This window comes from Fibrisoma limi BUZ 3, from assembly GCF_000296815.2.
Taxonomy (GTDB): Bacteria; Bacteroidota; Bacteroidia; order Cytophagales; family Spirosomataceae; genus Fibrisoma; species Fibrisoma limi.
Genome location: NZ_CAIT01000008.1, coordinates 25,422 through 48,119 on the forward strand (window position 1 = coordinate 25,422; position 22,698 = coordinate 48,119).

Annotated in this window: 18 protein-coding genes; 11 read left to right on the top strand and 7 right to left on the bottom strand. The window is 54.4% G+C overall.

Going from position 1 to position 22,698, the window contains the following annotated elements; genetic code table 11:
• Nucleotides 1–92 precede the first annotated feature (92 nt).
• Complete coding sequence (locus BN8_RS19215; protein ID WP_009283594.1) at nt 93–1,301, top strand: L,D-transpeptidase family protein; 1,209 nt, start codon at nt 93–95, stop codon at nt 1,299–1,301.
• Here the strand turns inward: BN8_RS19215 and BN8_RS19220 are convergent.
• Nucleotides 1,283–1,975 (bottom strand): murein L,D-transpeptidase catalytic domain family protein, encoded by a 693-nt coding sequence (locus tag BN8_RS19220; RefSeq protein WP_009283595.1) that lies wholly within the window; start codon nt 1,973–1,975, stop codon nt 1,283–1,285. The genes BN8_RS19215 and BN8_RS19220 overlap by 19 nt on opposite strands.
• Nucleotides 1,976–2,082: 107 nt before the next feature.
• Between BN8_RS19220 and BN8_RS19225 the strand changes: the two genes are divergently transcribed.
• Nucleotides 2,083–2,823 carry an EcsC family protein gene (locus tag BN8_RS19225; RefSeq protein ID WP_009283596.1) on the top strand — a complete coding sequence of 247 codons (741 nt, stop codon included), beginning with the start codon at nt 2,083–2,085 and terminating at the stop codon, nt 2,821–2,823.
• Between the two features lie 4 nt (nt 2,824–2,827).
• On the opposite strand, the gene BN8_RS32175 is transcribed toward BN8_RS19225, so the two are convergent.
• The 4 genes from BN8_RS32175 to BN8_RS31950 form a co-directional block, all read right to left on the bottom strand.
• Entirely contained in the window at nt 2,828–4,507 is a 1,680-nt protein-coding gene (locus BN8_RS32175; protein ID WP_009283597.1) for a serine hydrolase, read from the bottom strand.
• Nucleotides 4,508–4,639: 132 nt separating this feature from the next.
• The gene (locus BN8_RS19235; protein WP_009283598.1) at nt 4,640–5,173 is read right to left on the bottom strand and encodes a DUF1269 domain-containing protein; all 534 of its coding nucleotides are present in this window, start codon (nt 5,171–5,173) and stop codon (nt 4,640–4,642) included.
• Between the two features lie 96 nt (nt 5,174–5,269).
• Nucleotides 5,270–5,941 (bottom strand): outer membrane beta-barrel protein, encoded by a 672-nt coding sequence (locus BN8_RS19240; RefSeq protein WP_009283599.1) that lies wholly within the window; start codon nt 5,939–5,941, stop codon nt 5,270–5,272.
• Nucleotides 5,942–6,039: 98 nt separating this feature from the next.
• On the bottom strand, nt 6,040–6,429 hold the full coding sequence (locus tag BN8_RS31950; RefSeq protein ID WP_009283600.1) for a PEGA domain-containing protein: 390 nt from the start codon (nt 6,427–6,429) through the stop codon (nt 6,040–6,042).
• A gap of 165 nt (nt 6,430–6,594) precedes the next feature.
• Between BN8_RS31950 and BN8_RS19250 the strand changes: the two genes are divergently transcribed.
• From BN8_RS19250 to BN8_RS19260, 3 genes are all read left to right on the top strand, one after another.
• Nucleotides 6,595–7,506 (top strand): DMT family transporter, encoded by a 912-nt coding sequence (locus BN8_RS19250; protein ID WP_009283601.1) that lies wholly within the window; start codon nt 6,595–6,597, stop codon nt 7,504–7,506.
• A 153-nt stretch (nt 7,507–7,659) separates the two neighbouring features.
• On the top strand, nt 7,660–8,124 hold the full coding sequence (locus BN8_RS19255; protein ID WP_009283602.1) for a YybH family protein: 465 nt from the start codon (nt 7,660–7,662) through the stop codon (nt 8,122–8,124).
• Nucleotides 8,125–8,150: 26 nt separating this feature from the next.
• On the top strand, nt 8,151–9,401 hold the full coding sequence (locus tag BN8_RS19260; protein WP_009283603.1) for a hypothetical protein: 1,251 nt from the start codon (nt 8,151–8,153) through the stop codon (nt 9,399–9,401).
• 19 nt (nt 9,402–9,420) lie between these two features.
• Here the strand turns inward: BN8_RS19260 and BN8_RS19265 are convergent, their stop codons facing one another.
• A complete protein-coding gene (locus tag BN8_RS19265; RefSeq protein ID WP_009283604.1) occupies nt 9,421–9,711 on the bottom strand; it encodes a hypothetical protein in 291 nt (96 codons plus the stop codon).
• 195 nt (nt 9,712–9,906) lie between these two features.
• Nucleotides 9,907–10,872: an HNH endonuclease gene (locus BN8_RS19270; protein ID WP_009283605.1), complete on the bottom strand. Its 966-nt coding sequence runs from the start codon at nt 10,870–10,872 to the stop codon at nt 9,907–9,909.
• Nucleotides 10,873–10,979: 107 nt separating this feature from the next.
• On the opposite strand from BN8_RS19270, the gene BN8_RS19275 reads away from it, so the two are divergent.
• The 6 genes from BN8_RS19275 to panD all read left to right on the top strand — a co-directional run bounded on the left by BN8_RS19275 (nt 10,980) and on the right by panD (nt 22,666).
• A complete protein-coding gene (locus tag BN8_RS19275) occupies nt 10,980–12,446 on the top strand; it encodes an amidohydrolase (protein WP_009283606.1) in 1,467 nt (488 codons plus the stop codon).
• 208 nt (nt 12,447–12,654) lie between these two features.
• Nucleotides 12,655–14,445: an aspartate--tRNA ligase gene (gene aspS / locus BN8_RS19280; protein WP_009283607.1), complete on the top strand. Its 1,791-nt coding sequence runs from the start codon at nt 12,655–12,657 to the stop codon at nt 14,443–14,445.
• A gap of 172 nt (nt 14,446–14,617) precedes the next feature.
• Nucleotides 14,618–17,620, top strand: a complete 3,003-nt coding sequence (locus BN8_RS19285; protein ID WP_009283608.1) for a sialate O-acetylesterase — start codon at nt 14,618–14,620, stop codon at nt 17,618–17,620.
• Nucleotides 17,621–17,782: 162 nt separating this feature from the next.
• On the top strand, nt 17,783–19,000 hold the full coding sequence (locus tag BN8_RS19290; protein ID WP_009283609.1) for a ThiF family adenylyltransferase: 1,218 nt from the start codon (nt 17,783–17,785) through the stop codon (nt 18,998–19,000).
• 87 nt (nt 19,001–19,087) lie between these two features.
• Nucleotides 19,088–22,159, top strand: coding sequence for a leucine-rich repeat protein (locus tag BN8_RS31955; protein ID WP_009283610.1), 3,072 nt, complete (start codon nt 19,088–19,090; stop codon nt 22,157–22,159).
• Between the two features lie 153 nt (nt 22,160–22,312).
• Nucleotides 22,313–22,666, top strand: coding sequence for an aspartate 1-decarboxylase (panD, locus tag BN8_RS19300; RefSeq protein WP_009283611.1), 354 nt, complete (start codon nt 22,313–22,315; stop codon nt 22,664–22,666).
• The last annotated feature ends 32 nt before the right edge of the window (nt 22,667–22,698 follow it).

A 22,698-nucleotide genomic window follows, 5' to 3' on the forward strand; every position in this document is an offset into this window, starting at 1 on the left:
CTATAACTTATCGGAAGGATTACGTGTTATTATGAATAACGTTAGATCATAGAATGTTTCTGGCGTTTTAAAAATACAACACTCAACGACTTATGAATAATAGACGAATCTGGATTGGCGTCGCTGTTGTAGCGGGGTTGGTACTCTTGTTTTTTGTCGGCCGCGAATTTCTCGACAATCAGGCGGAACGAAAGCGCCAGGAAGAAGCCGCAGCTAAAGTACAGGAAGCCCAGCTTGCCCTGGGTCAGTTACGGACGTTTGCCGATGGCATTGGCATCGATACGGCGCGGTTCGTGGCAGCACCCACCGCTACCTTCGATGAAGTTGAAGACAAAACAAAACGGCTCCTGATGGAGATCCGGTATGGCAAGAAGCCATCGCGCATTACGTTCGCGGGCTTGTCCGAAAAGGTAGACTCATCGTGGACAGAATCGCAGCCGTACCAGCCCGATCAGGTGGTTCAACTGGCCAAAGGCTCTTCTTCGTTCGGGCCATACGCCAAACTGATTGCTCACTACCAGCGACTACGCGGGCAGTCGGGCAGTAATCCCGCTGTTGCCGACTCGCTGCGGCTCCTACGGCAAACACTCAACTTTTATCGCTACCTGAACCGCTTCAACATGGATCGGTTCGTACTGGTCAATATCCCGGCCGCCGAGCTGAACGTCTATGACCGCGCCGGAAAAAGCCTGATGGCGATGCACGCGATTGTAGGGAAGCCCGACAAAAAAACGCCCTGCATGACGACCTACATCAAGGACATTGTAGCCTACCCGTACTGGAACGTTCCGAAGAACATCGCCATTAACGAAATGCTGCCTCGCATTCGCAAGAATCTGGATTACCTGTATTCCCAGAATTTACAGGTGCTCGATGAGCGGGGTAAAGAAGTGGACCCGGAAGAGGTAGACTGGGAGTCGCTGTCGGAAACCAACTTTCCGTACCGCATCCGGCAGGCATCCGGCTGCGAGAACGCCCTGGGGCTGATCAAGTTCGATCTGGAGAACCCGCTGGCCATTTATCTACACGACACCAATGGTCGCGATCTGTTTACGCTGACAAAAGACCGGTGGCGGAGTCACGGTTGTGTGCGGGTACAGAAGCCGGTCGAGCTGGCCAACTTCGTGCTGGGTGAAGCCAAGTTCGACAAAGGGTTTATGGATCGCTGCCTGATTGATCAGAAGCCACAGACACTAAAGATACCGAAGCCGTTTCCGGTGTTCATTGCTTACAACACCGCCGATGTTGATGCTACCGGCCAGCTTCGGTTCTACAAGGACATCTACGCGTTGGACAGGTAAGTCGAGCGCTTCAGGTACTCGGCGTTGGGTGAGTACACAAATAGGCAGGAGCCGTCTTTCACTGCCTGAATGATTGACTTACTCAGCGCGTATGGAACCGCCGGGCAGCCCTGGCTGCGGCCCAGTCGGCCTGTCCGGCGGATAAAATCCTCGCAGACGTAATCGGCCCCGTGCAACACAATGTTGCGGTCATAGGCCTTGTCGTTGAAGCCTTTCTCCAGCCCCTTCAATTGCAGCGACAGGCCATGCTTCCCGTTGTAGGTTTTCAATGTCTGGTAGAAGCCCAGGCTCGACTGAAACGACGACGTAATGTTGGAAAACCGGCTGGCTACCAGATCGCCGGAGTTACGTCCGTGCGACACGTACGTTTGGAAAAGCAATTTACGGTTCAGCAGATCGATAACGTACAACCGCTTTTTGTTAGACGGCTGGCTCAGGTCCACAATCGAGACAATAGGCTTGGCCGACGCCATTTTTTGCCAGCCACGCAGAGCATAATCAAAAATTTCTTTCCGTAAACCAGAGCTTCCCAGGTTTAATTCGTCATATACCTGAAGATACGTTGCAGCCTTATTTACGTTAACAATACGATCAGAAACGGCGGGGGTGTGTGAGGAGTTGCCAACACGGGCGAAGCTGAATAGGGCACAAAGCAATAGCACGGCTTTTTTCATAAGCTCGGGGTTGGGTTTTCAATATTTTTTTTTGGGAGTTACTAATCTAACGCTATAGATTGAATTATAATTCTGTTATCAGGAATATTTTACATTAAAATTTCGCTATGTCACCGTACGAAACGTCTGTTCAGCAGGAGTTGAGCCGCTGGCAGCACCAGATGCAAAAGCCCCCTTCGACGGCAAACCGGTTGTCAAAATCCTTGCAAACCCGGCTTAACCGGCTCATTCCGGATAAGATACATCAACTGATTACCAACGCCATTAAGCAGATGACCCGCGGGGTTCTGTTTGGTGCAGGCTATCTGACCAAACCACCCGTCGAAGGGCTGACACTCCCCCAGCGCGAGGCCACCGTGGTGGAGCGGATTAATTTTTACAAGAAAGTAGGGGCGGCCGAAGGGGGCGCTACCGGCGCGGGGGGCCTCTGGTGGGGGCTGGCGGATTTTCCGCTGCTGCTGAGTCTGAAGATGAAGATGCTGTTTGAAATCGCGGCTCTCTACGGTTATTCCGTCAGCGATTACCGCGAACGGTTGTTCATTCTCTACATCTTCCAACTGGCTTTTTCCAGCCAGGAACGGCGACAGGAAGTGTACCGGCACATGGCCGACTGGGCCAAACACAGTCGCCAACTCCCCGAAGACATCAACCAGTTCGACTGGCTGACGTTCCAGCAGGAATACCGCGACTACATTGACCTGGCTAAAATGGCGCAGTTGATTCCCGGTATCGGTGCGGCCGTAGGGTTGGTGGTCAACTACCGGCTCGTTAATCAACTGGGCATAACGGCCATGAACGCGTATCGGATGCGCTGGCTGGCCGACAGAGCGTCGAGACTGGTGGAATAACGACTTACTTCACCGTCAGCAGCGAGTTGACATTGCCGGATTCGTCCGTCTGCGTTGTAGGGTTGGCCGGATCGGTGATCCATTTGCCGTCAACGACGAATTTGTAGGTATACGAGCCGGGTTTAGCATCCAGGTAACATTCCCAGACATCCCCTTTCCTGGTCAGGAAGGTATGCAGATCATCCCAGTCGTTGAAGCTGCCGGCCACCGTTACCAGTTTCGCCTTTGGGTAGCCCGCCAGCACCAGTCTGGTCCCTCCCTGACTAGCCGGGGTTGCGGTCAGTTGGGCAACGATCTTGCTGATACGGTCGTTGTCGGGCTTCTGTTCCAACGCTTTGCGAAAATACGTAATGGCTTCGGAGGGGTTGCCGTTATACAGGTTCGCGTAGGCGTAATTGGTCAGGGCATTGGCCGAAGTTGGATAAGCCTCCAGATTATATCGAAACACGTCCAGAGCGTCGGCTGGGCGTCCCATGTACATCAGTTGATCGCCGACCCAGCCTAGTTTGTCCTCGTTCAGTGTCGATTTTCCGTTGCCATCGAGATACGGCTTTATAGCCGCCGATACGCCTTTGTCCAGCACATAGCGCGCAAACAGACTGTGTTTATCGTCGTAGGCGTTGTAACCGAGGAATGCTACGGCCGGGTGTTCGCCCCCCACAAACCGATTGACCATCGCCCCGATCAGTCCCAGGCCGTTATAGCCGTTGGCGAAATACACGACTGCGCTTTTATCCTTCCGGCTGGCTGTGACGTACCCCTTGAACGTACCATTGTCGCCCCAGTGCCAGAAATAATCGCCCGTTAGGGTTTGCTCCAGCCCAAACCCCAGCCCCCAATACAAACCAGTAGACAACGTATCCTTCCCGCCAAATTGCTTCGGCAGGCGGCTTTGCGGAGTCAGCATCTGGTCGATGGTTGTTGCTTTGAGCCCTTTCCCGTTCAGAATAGCCAGGATGAATTTGGCGTAGTCATCGGCGGTGGTTTGCAGCGAGTAGGCGGTGTTGGCCCTGGTAGGTTTACCTTTAGCTTCCGGCTGACCGAAATTGTTGTGCGGATGGGCAAAGTTGGCGTCAAACGCAGGTTGCCAGACGTAGCTGCTGTTGGTCATCTGTAACGGCCTGAAGACCCGCTCCATCATCAGGTCGTTCAAGGCTTTCCCCGTAATCGATTCAACTACTTTCTGCAAATACACAAAACCCTCACCCGAGTAGCCGAACCGTTCGCCCGGATTAAAGGCAATGGTTAATTCCTTCGACTGCCGGTTCCGACGCCAGTTCGGAAAGCCGCTCCTGTGGCTCAGCACCATCCGGGCCGTAATGCGTTTATACCGTTCGTCGGTTGCTACGTCCGGGTAAGGTAGGTATTCATAAAGCGGCTTATCCAGCGCAATCCGCCCGGCTTCGACCAGTTGCAGGACCGCGTAGGCAAATACCGGCTTGCTCAGGGAGGCCGCATCAAAGATGGTCGTCGAGGTTACCCGCTGCGTCGAATCAGCTTTGGTGAGCCCATACCCCTTGCTATAGGCCAGTTTCCCATCCCGAATGATGGCGATCGACAGTCCCGGTACGTTGGCACTATCCATGATGCGGGTAATCACCGGATCAATCTGACGGGGAGTCAGTTGGGCCTGAACCGGCAGAGACAATACGCTTAGGAAAAGAAAGACAGGGTGGAGCTTCATGGAGCGGCAGATGTTCGTGACAACGTAAAGATGCACGGGAAATTGAATCCGTTGCACCACCCTGAGTAGAAAAGCCGACGGTACAGTCGCTTTTGATAGCGGCTTCCGTCGGCTTTTTGCAGGTACTTGCAGTTACTGCGCCATCGTCGGCGCTGGATTGTCGACGGTGGCGGTTGGGCCGCTCAGAACACGGGCAAGGCGATCCTCCGCTTCTTTCGACAGGGAAGTGCGCAGGATTTTACCCCGTACGTCTTTTAGTTCGTCCAGCACCTTGTCTTCTACCGCATTACGCAGCAGAATGAACAAGGCCGACGTATTAGGCTGGAGCTGATTGCCCAGGTCTTTGATGAAATCATCGTCGATGCCGTAGTCATTGAGCGAACCGGCGATGGCTCCCAGGGCCGCGCTGGTTCCACCCGCCAGCAGCATACCCAGCGGACCGGCGAAGATCAGGCCGATGAGCGATCCCCACAGGCCACCGTACAGCGCCCCGCCGGCCGTCAGATCGACCGACTGTTTGATCTTCACTTTGCCTTCTTCGTCGCGGGTCACGACGACGGCATCTTCCAGATCAAGCAGATAATCGCGCTGGAGCTGCCCCAGGCGGTTCAGGACCTCAGCGGCTTCGTTTTTCTGGTCGAAAGCGACCGCGATTAGTGTGTTCATACGCGTTTCGGTTTATGGTTCAACCCTAAACAACCCGACAATCCGCGGCAGGGTTTATTAAGAAATTGGTAAGCTTATTGCGCAGTCCCGCTACGGTCAGAACGTCCACGCAGCCTGCACAAGTCCGTTCAGTTCGATCGACGGATTGTGCGTAGCGGCCTGCCCAAATTTGCCCAGGTTGTAGTTCACCATCAGTTGCCCCAGCAGGCTGATCCGGTTCGTCAGCCGATAGGACCACCCACCCGCAACGCTCACCCGAAACGCTACGCCCCCGTTGTAAGTCAGGTTCAGGCGCTGACGGGGCTGCTCATCACGACGCACCAGCACCCGCGCCGGCAGCAGATAGTCTAAATGCAATCCGCCCGACCAGTACGGCGATAATCGGTTCTTCGATTGGCGGTAGTTCAACTGGATCGGTATGCGCAGCGAACGGTTCCGGATGTTCGTCAGAATCCGCTCGTCGGCCGACTCCCGGGCCTGCCGGTACGTCAGCGTGCTAAGCCAGACACCCGACGACACCGACCAGCCGGGCGCGTAGACGTACTCGACCGTTGGCCCGAGCAGATACCCAGCCGAATGGCTCCGTCCCGTCACCAAAATTGGCTCCACCACCTGCCCATCGCTGTCGGGATACAGAAATTGCGGTTTGTAAGCGGTGTAGGCATACGTCGGCGCGGCCGCGACGGACAAAACGATTTTTTTCTGCCCAAAGGCCACCTCCGCGCTGAGCAGCACTCCCCAAAGCAACAGGCCCAAGAATCGTTGCATACCTAATGTTCAGGCTGATAAACCAGCTAAAAAGCCGGGGCACTCACGCACCCCGGCCAAGATAAGCATTCAACCGTAATCTGGTAAATCGGTTTACCTTACCGATTGCTGGCCGACCGCGCCGGATCTAACGTAATGTTGTAATTAATCGGGTCGTACTTTTTGATGGCCCCCGTAACGGCATCTACGATGAAGCCCGCCGGGAAAAAGATATTGAGGATACTAACCGTGTTGAATGTACTCTCCGGACTAAATGCTTTGGTTTCGTAGCCTTCTTTCCGGAGCAGGATGCTGGGTGTATCCAGGCTCTTTTTCAGGCTGATGGTAGCCGGTGTCGTACCGTAATCGATGCCGTTCACTTCAATTCTGGCTCCGGCAGGCACCGACTCCACGCGGACGGACTGGCGGTTTCCCGAAAAGATGGTAGCACAACTGGTCAGGCTGATCGACACTATGGATAGAGCCAATCCAATAGAAAAGCGTTTCATGGGGAGTAGGTAAGTTTACGTGTTCAAAAAGATGCTTACCAATATCTGTAACTATAACCAATTTACCAATCAGTAGACATCAATAATCATTATTTCTTAACGTGGCTGCTGAATTGACAAACATCGTGCAAATTCGCTGGTCAAAACCCGCTGTAGTCTGGCTTTATGCTCTTCCTTGCTCTCAGTATCCTGCTCTCGGTTCTGTTGCTGCTGAATTTCCGGCTGTTTCCCCGCTACAACGTCAATACGTTCCAGGCCATTGTGTTCAACTATCCGGTCTGCTTCCTGACCGGCTTTCTGCTGCTGCCCAGCGGCCAGTCGTTCGCCATCGATTTCGGGCAAACCTGGACGTGGCTGTCGCTGGGCCTGGGCGTCGGATTCATCATTACGTTCCTGCTGTCGGGCGCATCGACGCAGCGGACGGGCATCACCACGACCTCACTGGCCAATAACCTGTCGCTGGTGATTCCGGTCTGCTTCAGCCTGTTCGTGTTTCAGACCGGCGGCAAAACGTTCGATGCCCTCAACTACACGGGCCTGATCCTGGCCGTAGTGGCCGTCGGGCTCAGTACGTTCAAGAAAGAGCGAACCAGCAGCAACCAGCGACTGGGCGCTAACGTACTGCTGCCAGTATCCGTATTCCTGCTCTACGGCAGTACTAATACGCTGATCAACTACATCAATCTGCGCTATATTCCTTCGGCCGACAAGACCGTGGTCGTCACGCTTACGATGGTGCTGGGCGCTATCGTAGCCGGGCTGCTGATGCTGGCCATCCGGCTCATTCAGGGCAAAGAAACGATTCAGGCCCGTAGCTTCATCGCGGCCTTTACGCTCGGCGTACCGAACTTCCTGAGTTTTTACACGTTGCTGCTGGCGCTGTCGCAATTTGGCGGCAACGGTGCGTTCGTTTATCCCCTCTACAACATCGGCGTGATTCTGGTCGCGGCCCTGACAGCGGCCCTGTTTTTTCAGGAGCAGCTGACCACCGCCAACAAGATCGGGCTTGCGCTGGCCGTACTGGCCATCGGCCTGATTTCGTGGCAGGAACTGTCGGCTCTGGCCGGCTACCGGTAAGCAAACCAATTTAATAGCAACCCCATCAACTCCAGCCTTGTAGTGTCTCCGATCCTTTCGCTCGTAAAGTGGCGAACTGGCAAAACTTTCGTGGCATTTTTTGGATTAATTCCCTAATTTGACCTACCATTAACCGCTTCACTGTCAGTGCCCATGCGTTTACGTCTATTCCTGCCGCTTGCCGTCGTTTTCACTACCCTTACTACCTATGGTGCACCCGTGCCACGCATGGGTCATTCGGGCCGACTCAAGCCCGTTCCGGCCGAAACCGAAATCCGGGCGACGCTCGACTCAACCTCGTCGGGCTGGAACAAAGGCGACCTGGCGCAGTACCTCAGCGCTTACGTACCCACCGCCACCGAGATGGGACCAGATGGGCCACGCGGAGGTGTTGAACGCATTGAACAAACCATGCGGAACGGTTTCTGGAAAACGGGGCGTCCCCTTCAGCAACTGCGCTACGAACACGTTGAGGTGCGGATGCTGGGCAAGGAAGCCGCCCTGGTAACGGGCCAGTTTGTGCTGACCGGCGGGGGCCGCCCCGACCGTACCGGCTGGTTCACGACCGTCTGGACGCATACGAAACAAGGCTGGCGGATGATCCACGACCATTCATAAGTCAATCACGCTATGACCACTATGTTATGAGACCATTGCTTACGTTCCTGCTGGTTTGCCTGTTCGTGCGCACCCAGGCCAACTCCATCCTGATTCCGATGGACGATCAGCAATCTAATCACCTGAAAGCCTACGGCATTGCGTATTCCGTGCTGAAAGACGAGGGTGAGGTAGACTGGCTGCTCAACTACCGGGGCGGCAGTTTTATGATGAAATACTCCACGAAAGTCGAAAACGAGTGCCGCATCCGGGGCGTTTCGCTGGAGGTCATCTCCGACGCCCGGGCCAATGCCATCCAGCAGGAAATTGCGACGCCGAACCTCAACATGAGTTCGGTCAAGCTGGTCAAGGCCGCCAAAATTGTGGTGTATTCGCCGATTAAGGTGGGTCCGGCCGAGTTTGAAAACACCGATGCCGTTTTGCTGGTGCTGAAATACGCCGAGATTCCTTTCGAGGTGGTGTACGACGAAGAGATTCTGAAAGGTGAACTGGCGAAATACGACTGGCTTCACCTGCACCACGAGGACTTCACGGGGCAGTTTGGCCGGTTCACGGGCATGATGTCGGCCGAGGACATCAAGGCGCAGGAGGATATAGCCAAGAAATACGGCTACGCGAAGGTGTCGCAGATGAAACTGGCCGTTGCCAAAACGATCAAGGCGTTCTGCGCCAGTGGCAGCTACCTCTTCGCCATGTGTTCGGGGGCCGAAAGTTTCGACGTAGCGCTGGCGGCCGAGGGGGTCGACATCGTAGACAGCCGCTTCGACGGCGACGGGGTGGACCCCAACGCGCAATCGAAGCTGGATTTCAGCAAAACGGTGGCCTTCCACAATTTCAATCTCGAACTGGAAAACGGCTACCGGGGCATGTCCTTCTCCGACATCAACATCTCAGCCGGGCGCTCGTACTACGATCAGCCGCTGGGTCATTTCCAGTTGTTCGACTTCTCGGCCAAGTTCGACATGATTCCGGCCATGCTGGTTCAAAACCACGAGCAGATCATCCGGGAGTTTCACGGACAGACCACGGCGTTCCGCAAGAGTACCGTGAAGCCCAACGTACTGGTGATGGGCGAAAGTCAGTCGTCGCACCGCTACATCTACGGCGAAATTGGCAATGGGCAGTGGACGTTCTACGGCGGGCACGATCCCGAAGGTATCCGGGGTTTTCATCGCACCCCCACCGACCTGAACCTCCACCCCCACTCGCCCGGCTACCGGCTGATTCTTAATAACGTCCTGTTCCCATCGGCACGTAAGAAGAAACGGAAGACTTAATCAATGTCAGTGTCGCTGGTCAGTCTGCCTTGGACACCTCACCATTGGCATGATCGGTGGCGAAGTCGCCCTTCATCCAGCGGGGTTTTACTCTTGGGCGTAAGTCAACCAAATACTGGCCTGTCTTCGTATCGAGGATAAGCAAATCTCCTTTTTCGCTCGTAACGGCCTGGTAGCGACGTACCTCATCGGCGGCATCGTTCCGGCGGTCGTCGGCGTTGTTGAAATTGGACAGGGACATAATGGCGAATACGCCCAGCGCCCCAATGCAGATGGACTTTAGATCCAGGGTAATGGTGATATTTTTCATAAGGTTGTGATTAGTAAGTTGACCGGAGAATGGTCGTATGAAAAGTACAAAATTGCACGTAGAGACGCAATATGTTGCGTCTCTACTTAACAACGTAACATCATTAACATCTGCTTCAAAAACTGCGACCACATCGAGGTGGTTGATTCTGGCTTTTTGCTAAATCTCACACTCACCGTCCGTCGATTCATTGTGTTAGCGTTTAAATCGCTCCTGCATGTGCCATTGAAATCCCTCCTTACTGGGATAATGTACCTCACCAAATGGCAAACGTAGTGGCTGGCCGTGGAACTGCTTGAGGTTATATGGACTCGCTACATTGTCGGCCAAGGAGGGGGAGACAACCACGCGCATCCGTTCATCGATACCGATCATACCCCGGTCAAAGGCGGTGTGAAGCGTCGGGCAAAGCGCAATCCCGTTTGTAACCTTATCGTCGCCGGAAATACTGATGGGTATAATATGACAGGCTTCTACCAACGATGCCCCATCAACAGCAATGACTTTCATTCCGGAGATTGCACAGGTGAAATCGTAAACCTTCGGCACCAGCTTCTTGAATAAACCGCCCCGAACGTAGCGGGTTTCTTCATCATCAACGGGTGGTAAAACTGTGCTGTAGATTCCTTCTTTCTCATTCAGCAGGTACGACTCCAACTCCTGGACGTAGCTCCGACCCACATTTTTTACCTGAAGGTATGCTTGTTTTGTATCACCGAAATAGGTGTTTAATAGCGTTTGCTTTAATTGAAATCGGGCTTCGTTATTAATCAGTAGGGCGAAAAGGTCGTCAGCGAAGTAGGCGTACTCTACACTATCGCTCAACGTCTGGACGCTGCGGATATACGTAGCTATTGGAACGCCTGATCTTCCTTTTAAAAACCAGAAGCCTTCACTCTGCAAATAGTAAAATGGTTGAGTGAAGTCGTCTGTGTGGGTCGTTTTAACCAACAACGCAAAATTCTCCTTAAACGTAGCAACCAGTTCGGGCGAGATATAGACTTGATTTTCCCTGATTACCTGTTGGTCAATCAGATCAATTATTGTCAGCAGAAAAACTGGTTTGTGAGGAGCCTTTCCATACTTTGTTCCTCCTTGTTTCAGTTTGCCGAACCGTCTCGTGTATTCGGCTAACGGATGCCTGGCAGAAGCAGCTTGCATAAGGATTCTGTCTTAACCGTAAAGATAATTCGCCTTTCGCTGCATCGACGGCTTTTTCGTTTTTCTTACTTTTATCAATTCACAACCCACGAATTGATACAACCGCTATGCAGAAACACCTACTCACCCTGGCACTGTTGCTGCCATTAGCCGGCTATGCGCAGTCGGCAAAGAAATCAGCCACCCCTGCTCCGGACAAAGACAAACAGGCGGTCATCACCAGCCTGAACAACCGCTTTGCCGAATACGCGGGTATTTCCAAGCAAATCTGGGATTTTGCCGAACTGGGCTATCAGGAAGAAAAAAGCTCGCTGCTCCTGCAGAAACAATTGACGAAAGAAGGCTTCGACGTGAAAGCGGGCGTAGCCGGCATCCCGACGGCCTTCGTCGCTACCTACGGCTCCGGCAAGCCCGTGATCGGTATCCTGGCCGAATACGACGCCCTGCCTGGTCTGGCTACCGAAGCTAAACCTGAGTTTACGCCCATTCAGGGACAGAAGGGCGGACACGGCTGCGGCCACAACCTGTTCGGCACGGCCTCGGTAGCCGCCGGGGTGGAAGTGAAGAATTGGCTCAAGGCCGGTCATACGGGCACGATCAAAGTGTACGGCTGCCCGGCCGAAGAAGGCGGCTCAGGGAAGGTATATATGGTCCGCGAAGGTCTGTTCAACGACGTGGACGTGGTGCTGCACTGGCATCCGGGCTCGCAGAATGCCGCCGACGCCGGTACGTCGCTGGCCAACAAGAACGCCAAGTTCCGGTTTCGGGGCATTGCGGCCCACGCGGCTGCTTCACCCGAACGCGGCCGGTCGGCCCTCGACGGCGTGGAAGCCATGAACTTTATGGTCAACATCATGCGCGAACACATTCCGTCGGATACCCGCATCCACTACGTCATTACCAAAGGCGGAGAAGCCCCGAACGTAGTGCCGGCCTTCGCGGAGGTGTACTATTACGCCCGTCACAAAGACCGCGATATTCTGCAAAGTGTCTGGAAGCGTATCGAGAACGCAGCCGAAGGAGCCGCCAAAGGCACTGGTACCAAAGTGGAATGGGAAGTACTGGGGGGCGTGTACAACCTGCTGCCCAATGTAACACTGGCCGAGGTCATGCACAAGAACCTCCAAACGGTAGGCGGCATCACCTACACCCCCGAAGAAACGGCGTTTGCGCAGAAGATCAGCGAAACCTTCGGCGAAGGGCAGAAAGTCCCCATTACCAATGCCGCCCTTGTTAAAGATTTCCGCGATGCTTCCGAAAGTGCAACCAGTGGCGGCTCCACGGATGTCGGCGACGTAAGCTGGGCGGTGCCGACGGTGGGACTTCAGACCGCTACGTGGGTACCGGGTTCATCGGCGCATAGCTGGCAGTCGACGGCCGCCAGCGGCATGACCATTGGCCAAAAAGGGATGCTGGTGGCTGCTAAAACCCTGGCCCTGACAGCGCTGGATCTGTACAAAACCCCCACCCTCATCGAAAAAGCCCGCGCCGAATGGCAGCAGAAACGCGGGGCCAACTTTAACTACGAAGCCCTGCTCGGCGACCGAAAACCCGCCCTGGATTATAGAAAGTAAAGAGCGAAAGAGCGAAAGAGCGAAAGAGCGAATCAATGAAGGCGCGAATAGATAAGTACTGCGCAGTAGCGACAAACTCCCTACCTTTGCAACCATACTACAGTAACTGAATGATGGAATGATTGACCGAATCGCCGGTGCGATACTTGAATTAGGATTCTACTAGCCATTCGCTCTTTCACTCATTCGCTCTTTCACTCATTAAAATATGCTCCGAACACACACCTGCGGGGAACTCCGCCTGTCCAACGTTGATCAACAAGTTACCCTCGCCGGCTGGGTTCAGACCATCCGCGATAAAGGGGGCGTCCTCTGGATCGACCTGCGCGACCGGTATGGACTCACCCAGCTTATTCTGGAAGAAGGCGTCACCGCGCCCGAGCTTTTCGACGTAGCCCGGTCGCTGGGCCGCGAGTACGTCGTCAACGCTACGGGCACCGTCGTCGAACGAAAATCCAAAAACCCCAATATTCCGACCGGCAACATCGAAATACGTGTGTCGGCGCTCAGCGTGCTGAACCCAGCCAAACTGCCGCCCTTCCTGATCGAAGACGATACTGACGGGGGCGACGACCTGCGGATGAAATACCGCTACCTCGACCTGCGCCGGAACGCCGTACGCCGGAACCTGGAACTGCGCCACAAGATGGCCCAGCAGACCCGAATTTACATGGACGGCCAGGGCTTTATCGAAGTCGAAACACCGGTACTGATCAAATCAACGCCGGAAGGCGCACGGGACTTCGTCGTACCCAGTCGTATGAACCCCGGTGAGTTCTACGCCCTACCTCAGTCCCCCCAGACGTTCAAGCAGTTGCTGATGGTGTCGGGGTTTGACCGGTATTACCAGATTGTCAAATGCTTCCGCGATGAGGACCTCCGCGCCGATCGCCAGCCTGAGTTTACGCAGATCGACTGCGAAATGTCGTTCATCGAGCAGGAAGACATTTTGCAGATGTTCGAAGGGCTGGTACGTCACCTGTTCAAAACCGTGAAAGGTATCGATCTGCCCGAGGTGCTGCGCATGACCTACGCTGAAGCCATGAGCCTGTATGGTTCTGATAAACCTGATACGCGGTTCGGCATGAAGTTCGTCGAACTGAAAGGTACGTTCGACACGGTTGATCTGACGTCGGGTAAAAACTTTGGCGTGTTCGATTCCGCTGAACTGGTTGTGGGTATCAACGTACCGGGGGGAGCCAGCTACACCCGCAAGCAGATCGATGAGCTAACCGACTGGGTCAAACGCCCGCAGGTGGGAGCCAAAGGCCTGATTTATGTGCGCTACAATGAGGATGGCACGCTGAAATCGTCGGTCGATAAGTTCTATTCGGAAGACGATCTGAAGCAGTGGGTAGCCCGCTTCAATGGCGAGGGCGAAACCTGCCAGCCCGGCGATTTGATCCTGGTCATTTCCGGCGAAGCGGCCAAAGCCCGGAAGCAGTTGAACGAACTGCGGCTCGAAATGGGCAGCCGCCTGGGCCTGCGCAATCCCGACGAATTTAAAGTCCTGTGGGTGCTTGATTTCCCCCTGCTCGAATACGGCGAGGAGGAACAGCGCTGGTTCGCCATGCACCACCCGTTCACGTCGCCGAAGCCCGAGGACATTCCGCTGCTGGATACCGATCCGGGCGCGGTACGGGCCAACGCCTACGACATGGTCATCAACGGCACGGAAGTTGGGGGGGGCTCCATCCGGATTTTCCAGCGCGACCTGCAAGCCCGGATGTTCGATCTGCTGGGCTTCTCGCCGGAAGAAGCGAAAGCTCAGTTCGGCTTCCTGATGGATGCGTTCGAGTTCGGCGCACCACCCCACGGCGGCATTGCGTTCGGTTTCGACCGGCTGTGCTCCATCTTCGGCGGGGCCGACTCGATCCGCGATTTCATCGCGTTCCCGAAAAACAACTCCGGCCGCGACGTCATGATCGATTCACCGTCGGTTATCAGCCAGGCGCAACTGGATGAACTGAAGATAAAGACGGTAGCCGAAACAAAGTAGCCGGTTATGCCGACTAAATCGGGCAATTAATCAGCCCTCAGCACGAAATTTGCTCTGTAAAAAAGCAGTCCCGGACGGGGGCTGCTTTTTTGTTTTCATAAGTCTTTAGTGTTTATCAATACAATTTATATACATATTTTAATACATTATACCATTTGATCTTACTTCATTCATGAAACTACGTTTACCGGTTGTGGGGTGGCTTGTGTGCTGGCTTCTTCCGCTCCCTTTATTCGCTCAACTGATCATTACCAATCCAGTGCAACGGATGGTGTTTCAACGTAACCAGGCAAACCAGGCGACTATAATTGTCACGGGCACGGCACCGCCAGCCGCAACCCTCATTGAAGCCCGGCTGGTACCGCTGGTGGTTGGTCAGGGGCAGCCGACCAATTGGGTGGCGCTCCCACGACTGGCTTCTTCCACGGCCTTCCAGGGACCACTAACCGCATCGGGCGGCTGGTACCGACTCGACGTCCGGGCCAAAAACGGGGCTACAGTCCTTGAGCAGAAGCAGGTTTTTCGGGTCGGTATCGGCGAGGTTTTTGTGGTGGCGGGACAATCCAACGCGCTGGGTGGCTTTGAACCGGGGCTGGGAGCCGGCGACGACCGCGTTTCGTGCGTCGATTTTCGGCAGGAGCGAGCGCTGGATGAGCAGATGTTTCCGCTGTTGTTCAGTAAGATCAGCAGCGGTACCAACATTGGCCCGTCTAATCCGCCCTACATCTGGGGACCGCTGGGCGATAAACTGGTCGCCCGGCTGAACGTACCGGTGCTGTTCCTGGGGGCGGCACAGGGTGGCACCAGCAGCACGCAGTGGCGACAATCGGCCGAGGGTATCAATGATCCCGACAATAATCAACCGATTCCGTACCGCTGCCTTGGCGTTGCGTTGCTCCACTACGTAGCCCGAACCGGTATGCGGGCCGTACTCTGGCACCAGGGCGAAAGCGACAATCTGAACGGCATCAGCACGCAGCAATACGTCGACAACATCCAGTACGTCATTACGAAAAGCCGGCAGCAGACCGGCTTCACCCGATTACCCTGGCTTGTGTCGCGGGTGAGCTATATCAACAACTCAACGAGTTCGTCCATTATTTCGGCTCAGAACCGGCTGATTGCAGAGGTGCCCGATGTCTTTGCGGGCCCATCGACCGACGACATGCTCAACGAAAACCGCCGGGCCGATGGCGTTCACTTCAGTAGCATCGGTATGGTGCGGCTGACCGACCGCTGGAACGAAAACCTGACCGACGCGTTCTTCGCCCAGTCGCAGCCCTTCACGCCGTCTGACCCAACCTCCCTGCTGACCACGGGCTATACGCTGCCTGTCAAGCGCCGACCGGGTGAAACCATTCAAATTCCTTCCCTGCGCAACAACCCCACCGAAGCCGACAATACGTACAAGGCCCAGGTGATCCGGTCGTCGGACGGCGCTGTGGTAAGCGAGTCGGCCCCTGGACAACAGAACCCGTTGCCCGTAACGCTACCGGCCAATCTGGCATCGGGTACTTACCAGATACGGACGCTGGGCACCAAACCGGCCTGGATTGGTCACGCGGGCGAACCGTTTACCGTGACACCGGACGCGCCCCCGACGCCAACCCAATCGACAATTGGCCGCGTCACCTATGCCGGTACGCCCGACCCATCGATCACCCGGATCGGCTACCGGTACGAAGCGGGCAGCCACGGGTATTATATTATGGTTGAAGCTACCAGCCAGGTCGATGTTCGGATGGAGCGTATTGACGGCGGTCCGTTTGATGACTCAGGCTGGCACCAATCTCCACCCCGATCGCAAGCACCCAATTATGCGGAGTTTGCCGATTACAACTACGTGCGCTTCTATCCACCCGTAGCATTTGCCGTGGGTGGTGTTGAGCCGGGGCGATACCGCCTGTCGGTTCGGCGTACGGGCGATACGGGCAACGGCTACCAGATCGAAACGTACCTGCTCGATAGTCGGCAGACAGTGTACATTGGTCAGGAAGCCATCGCCCCCGTCCCCCCCATCATCAGCCTGACGGGCCTGTCGCCGGCCACGCCCTGCCCCGGTCAGTCGTTCGCCGTTTCCTTCGATGTCAGCGAAGGGTCGATGAGTGCCGGTAATACGTTCTCCGTGCTGCTATCCGACGCGACGGGTTCATTTGCGAATGCCACCACCATCGGCACCGGCTCCGGCAGTCCTATTACGGCTACGCTGCCGGGTGGCTTATCGGCTGGTGCCACGTACCGTATCAAAGTGGTGGGCAGCAATCCGGCTGTTGAAAGTCCGCCCAGCGAACCGCTTACGTTCTGCTCCGTAACGGGTGGCACGGCCGATCTGTCGCTGACCATGCAACTTACTAACCGAACGCCGAGAATCGATCAACCCGTTACGTATACGATTCGGGTAGCCAATGATGGGCCGCAGGCTGCAACAGGGGTTGTAGCCCGGAGTATTCTGCCCGTCGGGCTGAGCTTCATTGATGCATCAACCCCTACCATCAGCGCAGCCGACGGCATCGTGACGGTAAACGCCGGAACCATTGGCAACGGCACCGCCGTGACCTACTCTTTTCGGGCAAAAGCGGTGCAGTCGGGTACGTTCGCGACGGCGGCTCAGCTCACCGCCAGCAACGCTACCGACCCCGACAGCCAGCCGAATTCCGGCACCGGCGATGGCCAGGATGATGCCGCAATGGTCTACTTCCGCACAGCCGACGCCAACGGCCCGCTGGTCGCATCAGCGAACCCCAATCAGACACCCCTTCCACCGGTTCAGGGGAACCAGCCAGCGCCCGATCCGGCAAAAGCGGATCTGAGCCTCGGTGCGTTCGTGAGCAACCAGGCTCCCCGTCCAAACGATGCTATCACCATTACGTTGCAGGTTAGCAACCGGGGCGGCCTGACCGCGTCGTCGGCTACGGTGCAGACGCTGCTGCCTTCGGGCTGGCAGCTAACCAACACCGCTGGTCTTTCGGTCAATGGGCAAACGGTGACGGGTACGCTGACGAACATCCCGCCCAACGGCTCGGCCTCCCTGTCCTTGTCGGTTCGGGTGACGGGATCGGGTACCATCAGGTCCCAGCTCCAGAGCGCTGCGCCCGCCGATCCAGATTCAACACCCGGCAACGGCTACACCACCGGCGAAGACGACGAAGCGGCCGTTAGCGTTCGGGTACCGTAACGGCACTGGTGATCAGTGAGCTACTTCCGGTGGTATATCGTAGGCAGCCCTATACGTTCGACGCTTACGAAATTTTGGAACAATTTTAGGGTTTTGGTGCAATTTTAGTAGAGCCAAACCTGTTGGATTATTGCAACGACGAGTTGCTCAACGTGTGACACTATGGAATCAACGACCTTATTACCTACCGAACAACAGCGCTATCAGAAGCACCTGAACTTACCCGAGATTGGTCCGGAGGGCCAGCTTCGGCTGAAGAATGCGCGCGTACTGGTTGTCGGGGCCGGTGGCCTCGGCTGCCCCGTTCTGCTTTACCTGACAGCCGCAGGCGTTGGGACCATTGGCGTCGTTGATCCCGATGTCGTCGATATGAGCAATCTGCAGCGGCAGGTTCTGTACACCACCGACGAAGTGGGCAAGCCTAAAGCCAAGATTGCCGTCAGCCACCTGATGCGGCTGAACCCTGAGCTGCATTTCAACACCTATACACTGGCGCTGGACATCAGCAACGCCCGCAGCATCATTGAAGAATACGACATCGTGGTCGATTGCACCGACAATTTTAAGGTCCGGTATCTCGTCAACGATGTCTGCGTTACGTTAGGCAAACCGTTCGTTTACGGAGCCATCCACCGGTTCGAAGGTCAGGTAGCCGTACTGAATGCACCGATTCCCGCTCCTTCGTCTGACGGTACGTCTGACGCTGTTAAAGCGTTTGGGGATGGGTATTCAAAACCTGCGTCAGACGAGCATAAAGTCCGCCGGGGGCCAACGTACCGCTGCCTGTTTCCGGAGTATCCGAACGAGATCGAAATTCCAAACTGCAACGACACGGGTGTGCTGGGCGTGCTGCCGGGCGTGATCGGTACGTTGCAGGCCAATGAAGTCATTAAGCTCATCACGGGCATTGGCCAGCCGCTGAACGAGCACCTGCTGATGATGGACCTGCTCTCGATGCAGCAGCAGAAAATCAAGGTAAAACGCCGGGCCGACGCCGACGAACTGGCCCGCCAGGGTCTCGCATCGGGCTACCGACCCGCAACTGCCACCTCAACCGGACCGCAGAAGATGTCGGCGCGGGAACTGGCCGACCGGCTGGCCCGGGGCGAATCCATCTTCCTGCTCGACGTTCGCGAACGGCCGGAATACGACCTCTGCCACCTGGAGCAGGCGGTACTGATTCCGATTGATATGATTCCCAACAACCGCAAGCGCATCCCGACAGACCGCCCGGTGGTGGTGTACTGCCACCACGGTATCCGCAGCGCCAACGTTGCTAATTACCTCTACGCGCAGGAGGGCCTGACGAATCTCTACAACCTCGAAGGTGGCATCGACGCCTGGGCGCGGGAAATCGAGCCTGAAATGGCCGTGTATTGACCTTTTAAGCGAAAGCAGTTACACAAACCGGTTTACAACGTAGTGGCATCGTGGGTGGAGATTTTATATTTGTAAAAACCACCCACGATGACGCCACCCGAAGCCCTCAAACGGATTGCTGCTTGCCAAAAGCGCCACGAACCAACACTAGATTTAAGTGGATTAAAGCTGGTAGAAATTCCTCCTGAGATAAGTGAATTAGTTTGGCTGACTACATTATCCCTTCGCAATAACCAGATCCGTGAGATCAAAGGTCTTGCCTCGCTCAACCAGTTAACAGAATTATCCCTTCGCAATAACCGGATCAGTGAGATCAAAGGCCTGGAGTCGCTTACTCAGTTAACTAAACTGTCCCTTTCCGACAACCGGATCAGTGAGATCAAAGGCCTGGAGTCGCTCAACCAGTTAACAGAATTATACCTTTTAGACAACCAGATCAGTGAGATCAAAGGCCTTGAGCCGCTTACTCAGTTAACTACATTATACCTTTCCGACAACCAGATCAGTGAGATCAAAGGCCTTGAGCCGCTTACTCAGTTAACTACATTAAACCTTTCCGACAACCAGATCAGTGAGATCAAAGGCCTGGAGCCGCTTACTCAGTTAACTACATTAAACCTTTCCTACAACCAGATCCGTGAGATCAAAGGCCTGGAGTCGCTTACTCAGTTAACTACATTATACCTTTCCTACAACCAGATCAGTGAGATCAAAGGCCTGGAGCCGCTTACGCAGTTAACTACATTATACCTTTCCTACAACCAGATCAGTGAGATCAAAGGCCTGGAGTCGCTTACGCAGTTAACTACATTATACCTTTCCGACAACCAGATCCGTGAGATCAAAGGCCTGGAGTCGCTTACTCAGTTAACTACATTATACCTTTCCGACAACCAGATCCGTGAGATCAAAGGCTTGACTATTGCCCAGTTGGAGCGAATGAAAAAACTGGATTTAACAAATAATCCAATAAAAGGTGTTCAATTAAGTGACTTCGCCGATGTTAAGGGCATCATTGGTTATCTGAAAAGTCAGCAGGAAGACCCGGTGCGGTTAGTCAGCAATCTGCGTCTGAAAGTTAATATCCTGGGGGCCGGCCGAATTGGCAAAACGCAGTTGTTTCGCTTCTTTAAAAAAGAGCCGTTTACCGACAATGAGCCAGAAACACACGGTACTAACGCATATGATTACGTCCTGCCACATACGGATTACCGAGCTAAACTGTGGGATTTTGGTGGGCAATCCTATCACCACGGCTTCCATTACCTGTTTTTGCGCAAGTCTGATTTTTATGTAGTGCTGTGGCGTAATAACAGGCAGCGCGACCCGGACTATGGCTACTGGTTAGGGACGGTACGCGCCTTCGCGCCCGATCCTGCACAAGCCCCTTTGCTATTAGTGCAAAATTGCTGGACAAGCTGGAGTGAAGATTATCAACAAGCGCAAAATGACAGCAATCTGCCGGATGTAGTCGCTTACCCCGACAGTGAACGCTTACGATTATATCAGCTTGGCTTAACTGATGTATTCGCCATCGACGTCCGTCAACTTTCCGGCTCCGGTTTGCGGGAGCGATATTTTTTAGACGTCCTGCACAGTCGGATGCAGCATCATGCGGATTCGTTCGATCGTATTTCTTTGAAGTGGGTACGTGTAGCAGAACGATTGGACGAATCTCCCCTCGAAGATTTTTACCTGAAGAAGGGTGCATTTAAAAAACGCTACGCCGACGATTTCGATGAAACAGCGTTTGCCGGTTTGCTCAATTACCTGGAGTTCTCGGGCAACATTCTGTATTTCAGGGAAAGGCCGCTACTCGACCAGTACGTATTCGCCAACCCGCCCCAACTTTCAGACTGGCTTTTCAGCACAATCCTCGATGCGGAGTTTAAAGACAAAAACGAAGGCAGGATTAGTCGACAGCTTTTAGCCAAGAAACACGGTAAGGAGAAATCGGACCTGTTTTTTGCCCTGATGGACGAGTTTGGGCTAATTTTCAAACAACCCCACCCCGACAGCCCAACAGCCACCACTTCCGACGTTTACATCATTCCGCAGTTTCTGCCAGAATACAAGCACAGCTTCAAGCAGGTGCTGCTTGAACTACTACCATTTACGTTCAGCCTGAAGTTTCCTGACTTCATTCACGAAGGCACCATCTTTCGGTTTATTGCGGCTTATGGACGGTATGCCAAAGACAACACTGCTTACTGGAAATATGGCCTGCTGTTTAGCTATGAAACCAATCGCCATCGTACAAACAAAACACCGGAGCAAAAACACGAAGACACGCTGCAGGTACTGGTGTACTACCTGTACGAAAACCGGCAATTGATGGTGCATATTGAAGACCGTAAGGGGCGTAGCGAAGCAGCCCGCGAGATCTTTGACTATTTTGTCTTTGATCGTCATTCATTACCATCAACCGAAACACCGGTAGAAAAACCTGGGGCAGGCCGAAAAAAGAAGGAGAACCTGACCGAACGAGAAGACATAGCGCTGCGAACTAGTAACCCGTCGCGCGACCTGAAAGATCTCAAAAGCGCAGCCTATCTCTCTACAAACCGGCCTTATTTCATGGATGTTGCGGAGACAATGCAAAACGTGAAAGATCAGAATTATTTTGGCACTTGTGTAACTACCAGAAAACGCATCAAACTAGATTTCATGGCCATCAACCTCCTTTCTAACGACGATAAACGGAAACTCAGGATTTTCTTTTCATACTCACATAAAGATGAAGCTTACCGCAAGGAGTTTGACGTACACATGGCGATGCTGAAGCGATCGGGCCGAATCGAAGCCTGGCATGACCGCGAGATCAGGGCCGGTGAAGAGTGGGACGACCGTATTAAGGAGCAGCTTGAAATGGCCGACATTGCCCTCCTGATGATTAGTGCCGATTTCCTGAACTCAAACTACATCTGGGAACAGGAGTTAGGCATTCTGCGCCGACGGCTGGAGGCTAAAGACGGCGTCGTTGTGATTCCGATCTTCACCCGCCCTTGTGATACGCGAGACTTTGATATGATGCGTTTTCAGGGTGCACAGCGCGACCAACAAAGCAAGCTGCCCTGGATTTCATCCAGCCCTGACCGCGATCAGATATACATGGACATCGTCGGCGAAATCAGAAAAACAATTGATTCGATTAGGTAAGAAGGAGAGGGTCAGTTAACCGCAGGAACCAAGCCTGCCGACCGGCTGTTTTGGAAGTGCCGTTGGGATCGGTCAGCGATTACGCTATCTTTGCCGCGCCCAAGAGCATTTTACGTGGTTTGTGCTCGCACAGGCCGCTGTTCACTGACACTCATGTTCGTCAACGTACTGAAATCGAAATTGCACCGCGTCAAAGTCACGCAGGCTGAGTTGAATTATGTCGGTAGCATCACCATTGATGAGGACCTGATGGATGCCGCCGGACTGATGGAAAATGAACAGGTCCACGTCGTCAACAACAACAACGGCGAACGGCTCATCACCTACGTCATCAAAGGCGAACGCGGCTCGGGCATTATCTGCCTGAACGGGGCCGCTGCCCGCCGGGCTCAGGTAGGCGATATTGTGATCATTATCGCCTACGCCATGATGACGCCCGACGAAGCCCGTACGTTCAAGCCTACGGTTGTGTTTCCGGACGATAACAACCGGTTGGTGAAGGAATAAAAAGAGGGAAGAAAGGGAGGAGGAAGGAAAGG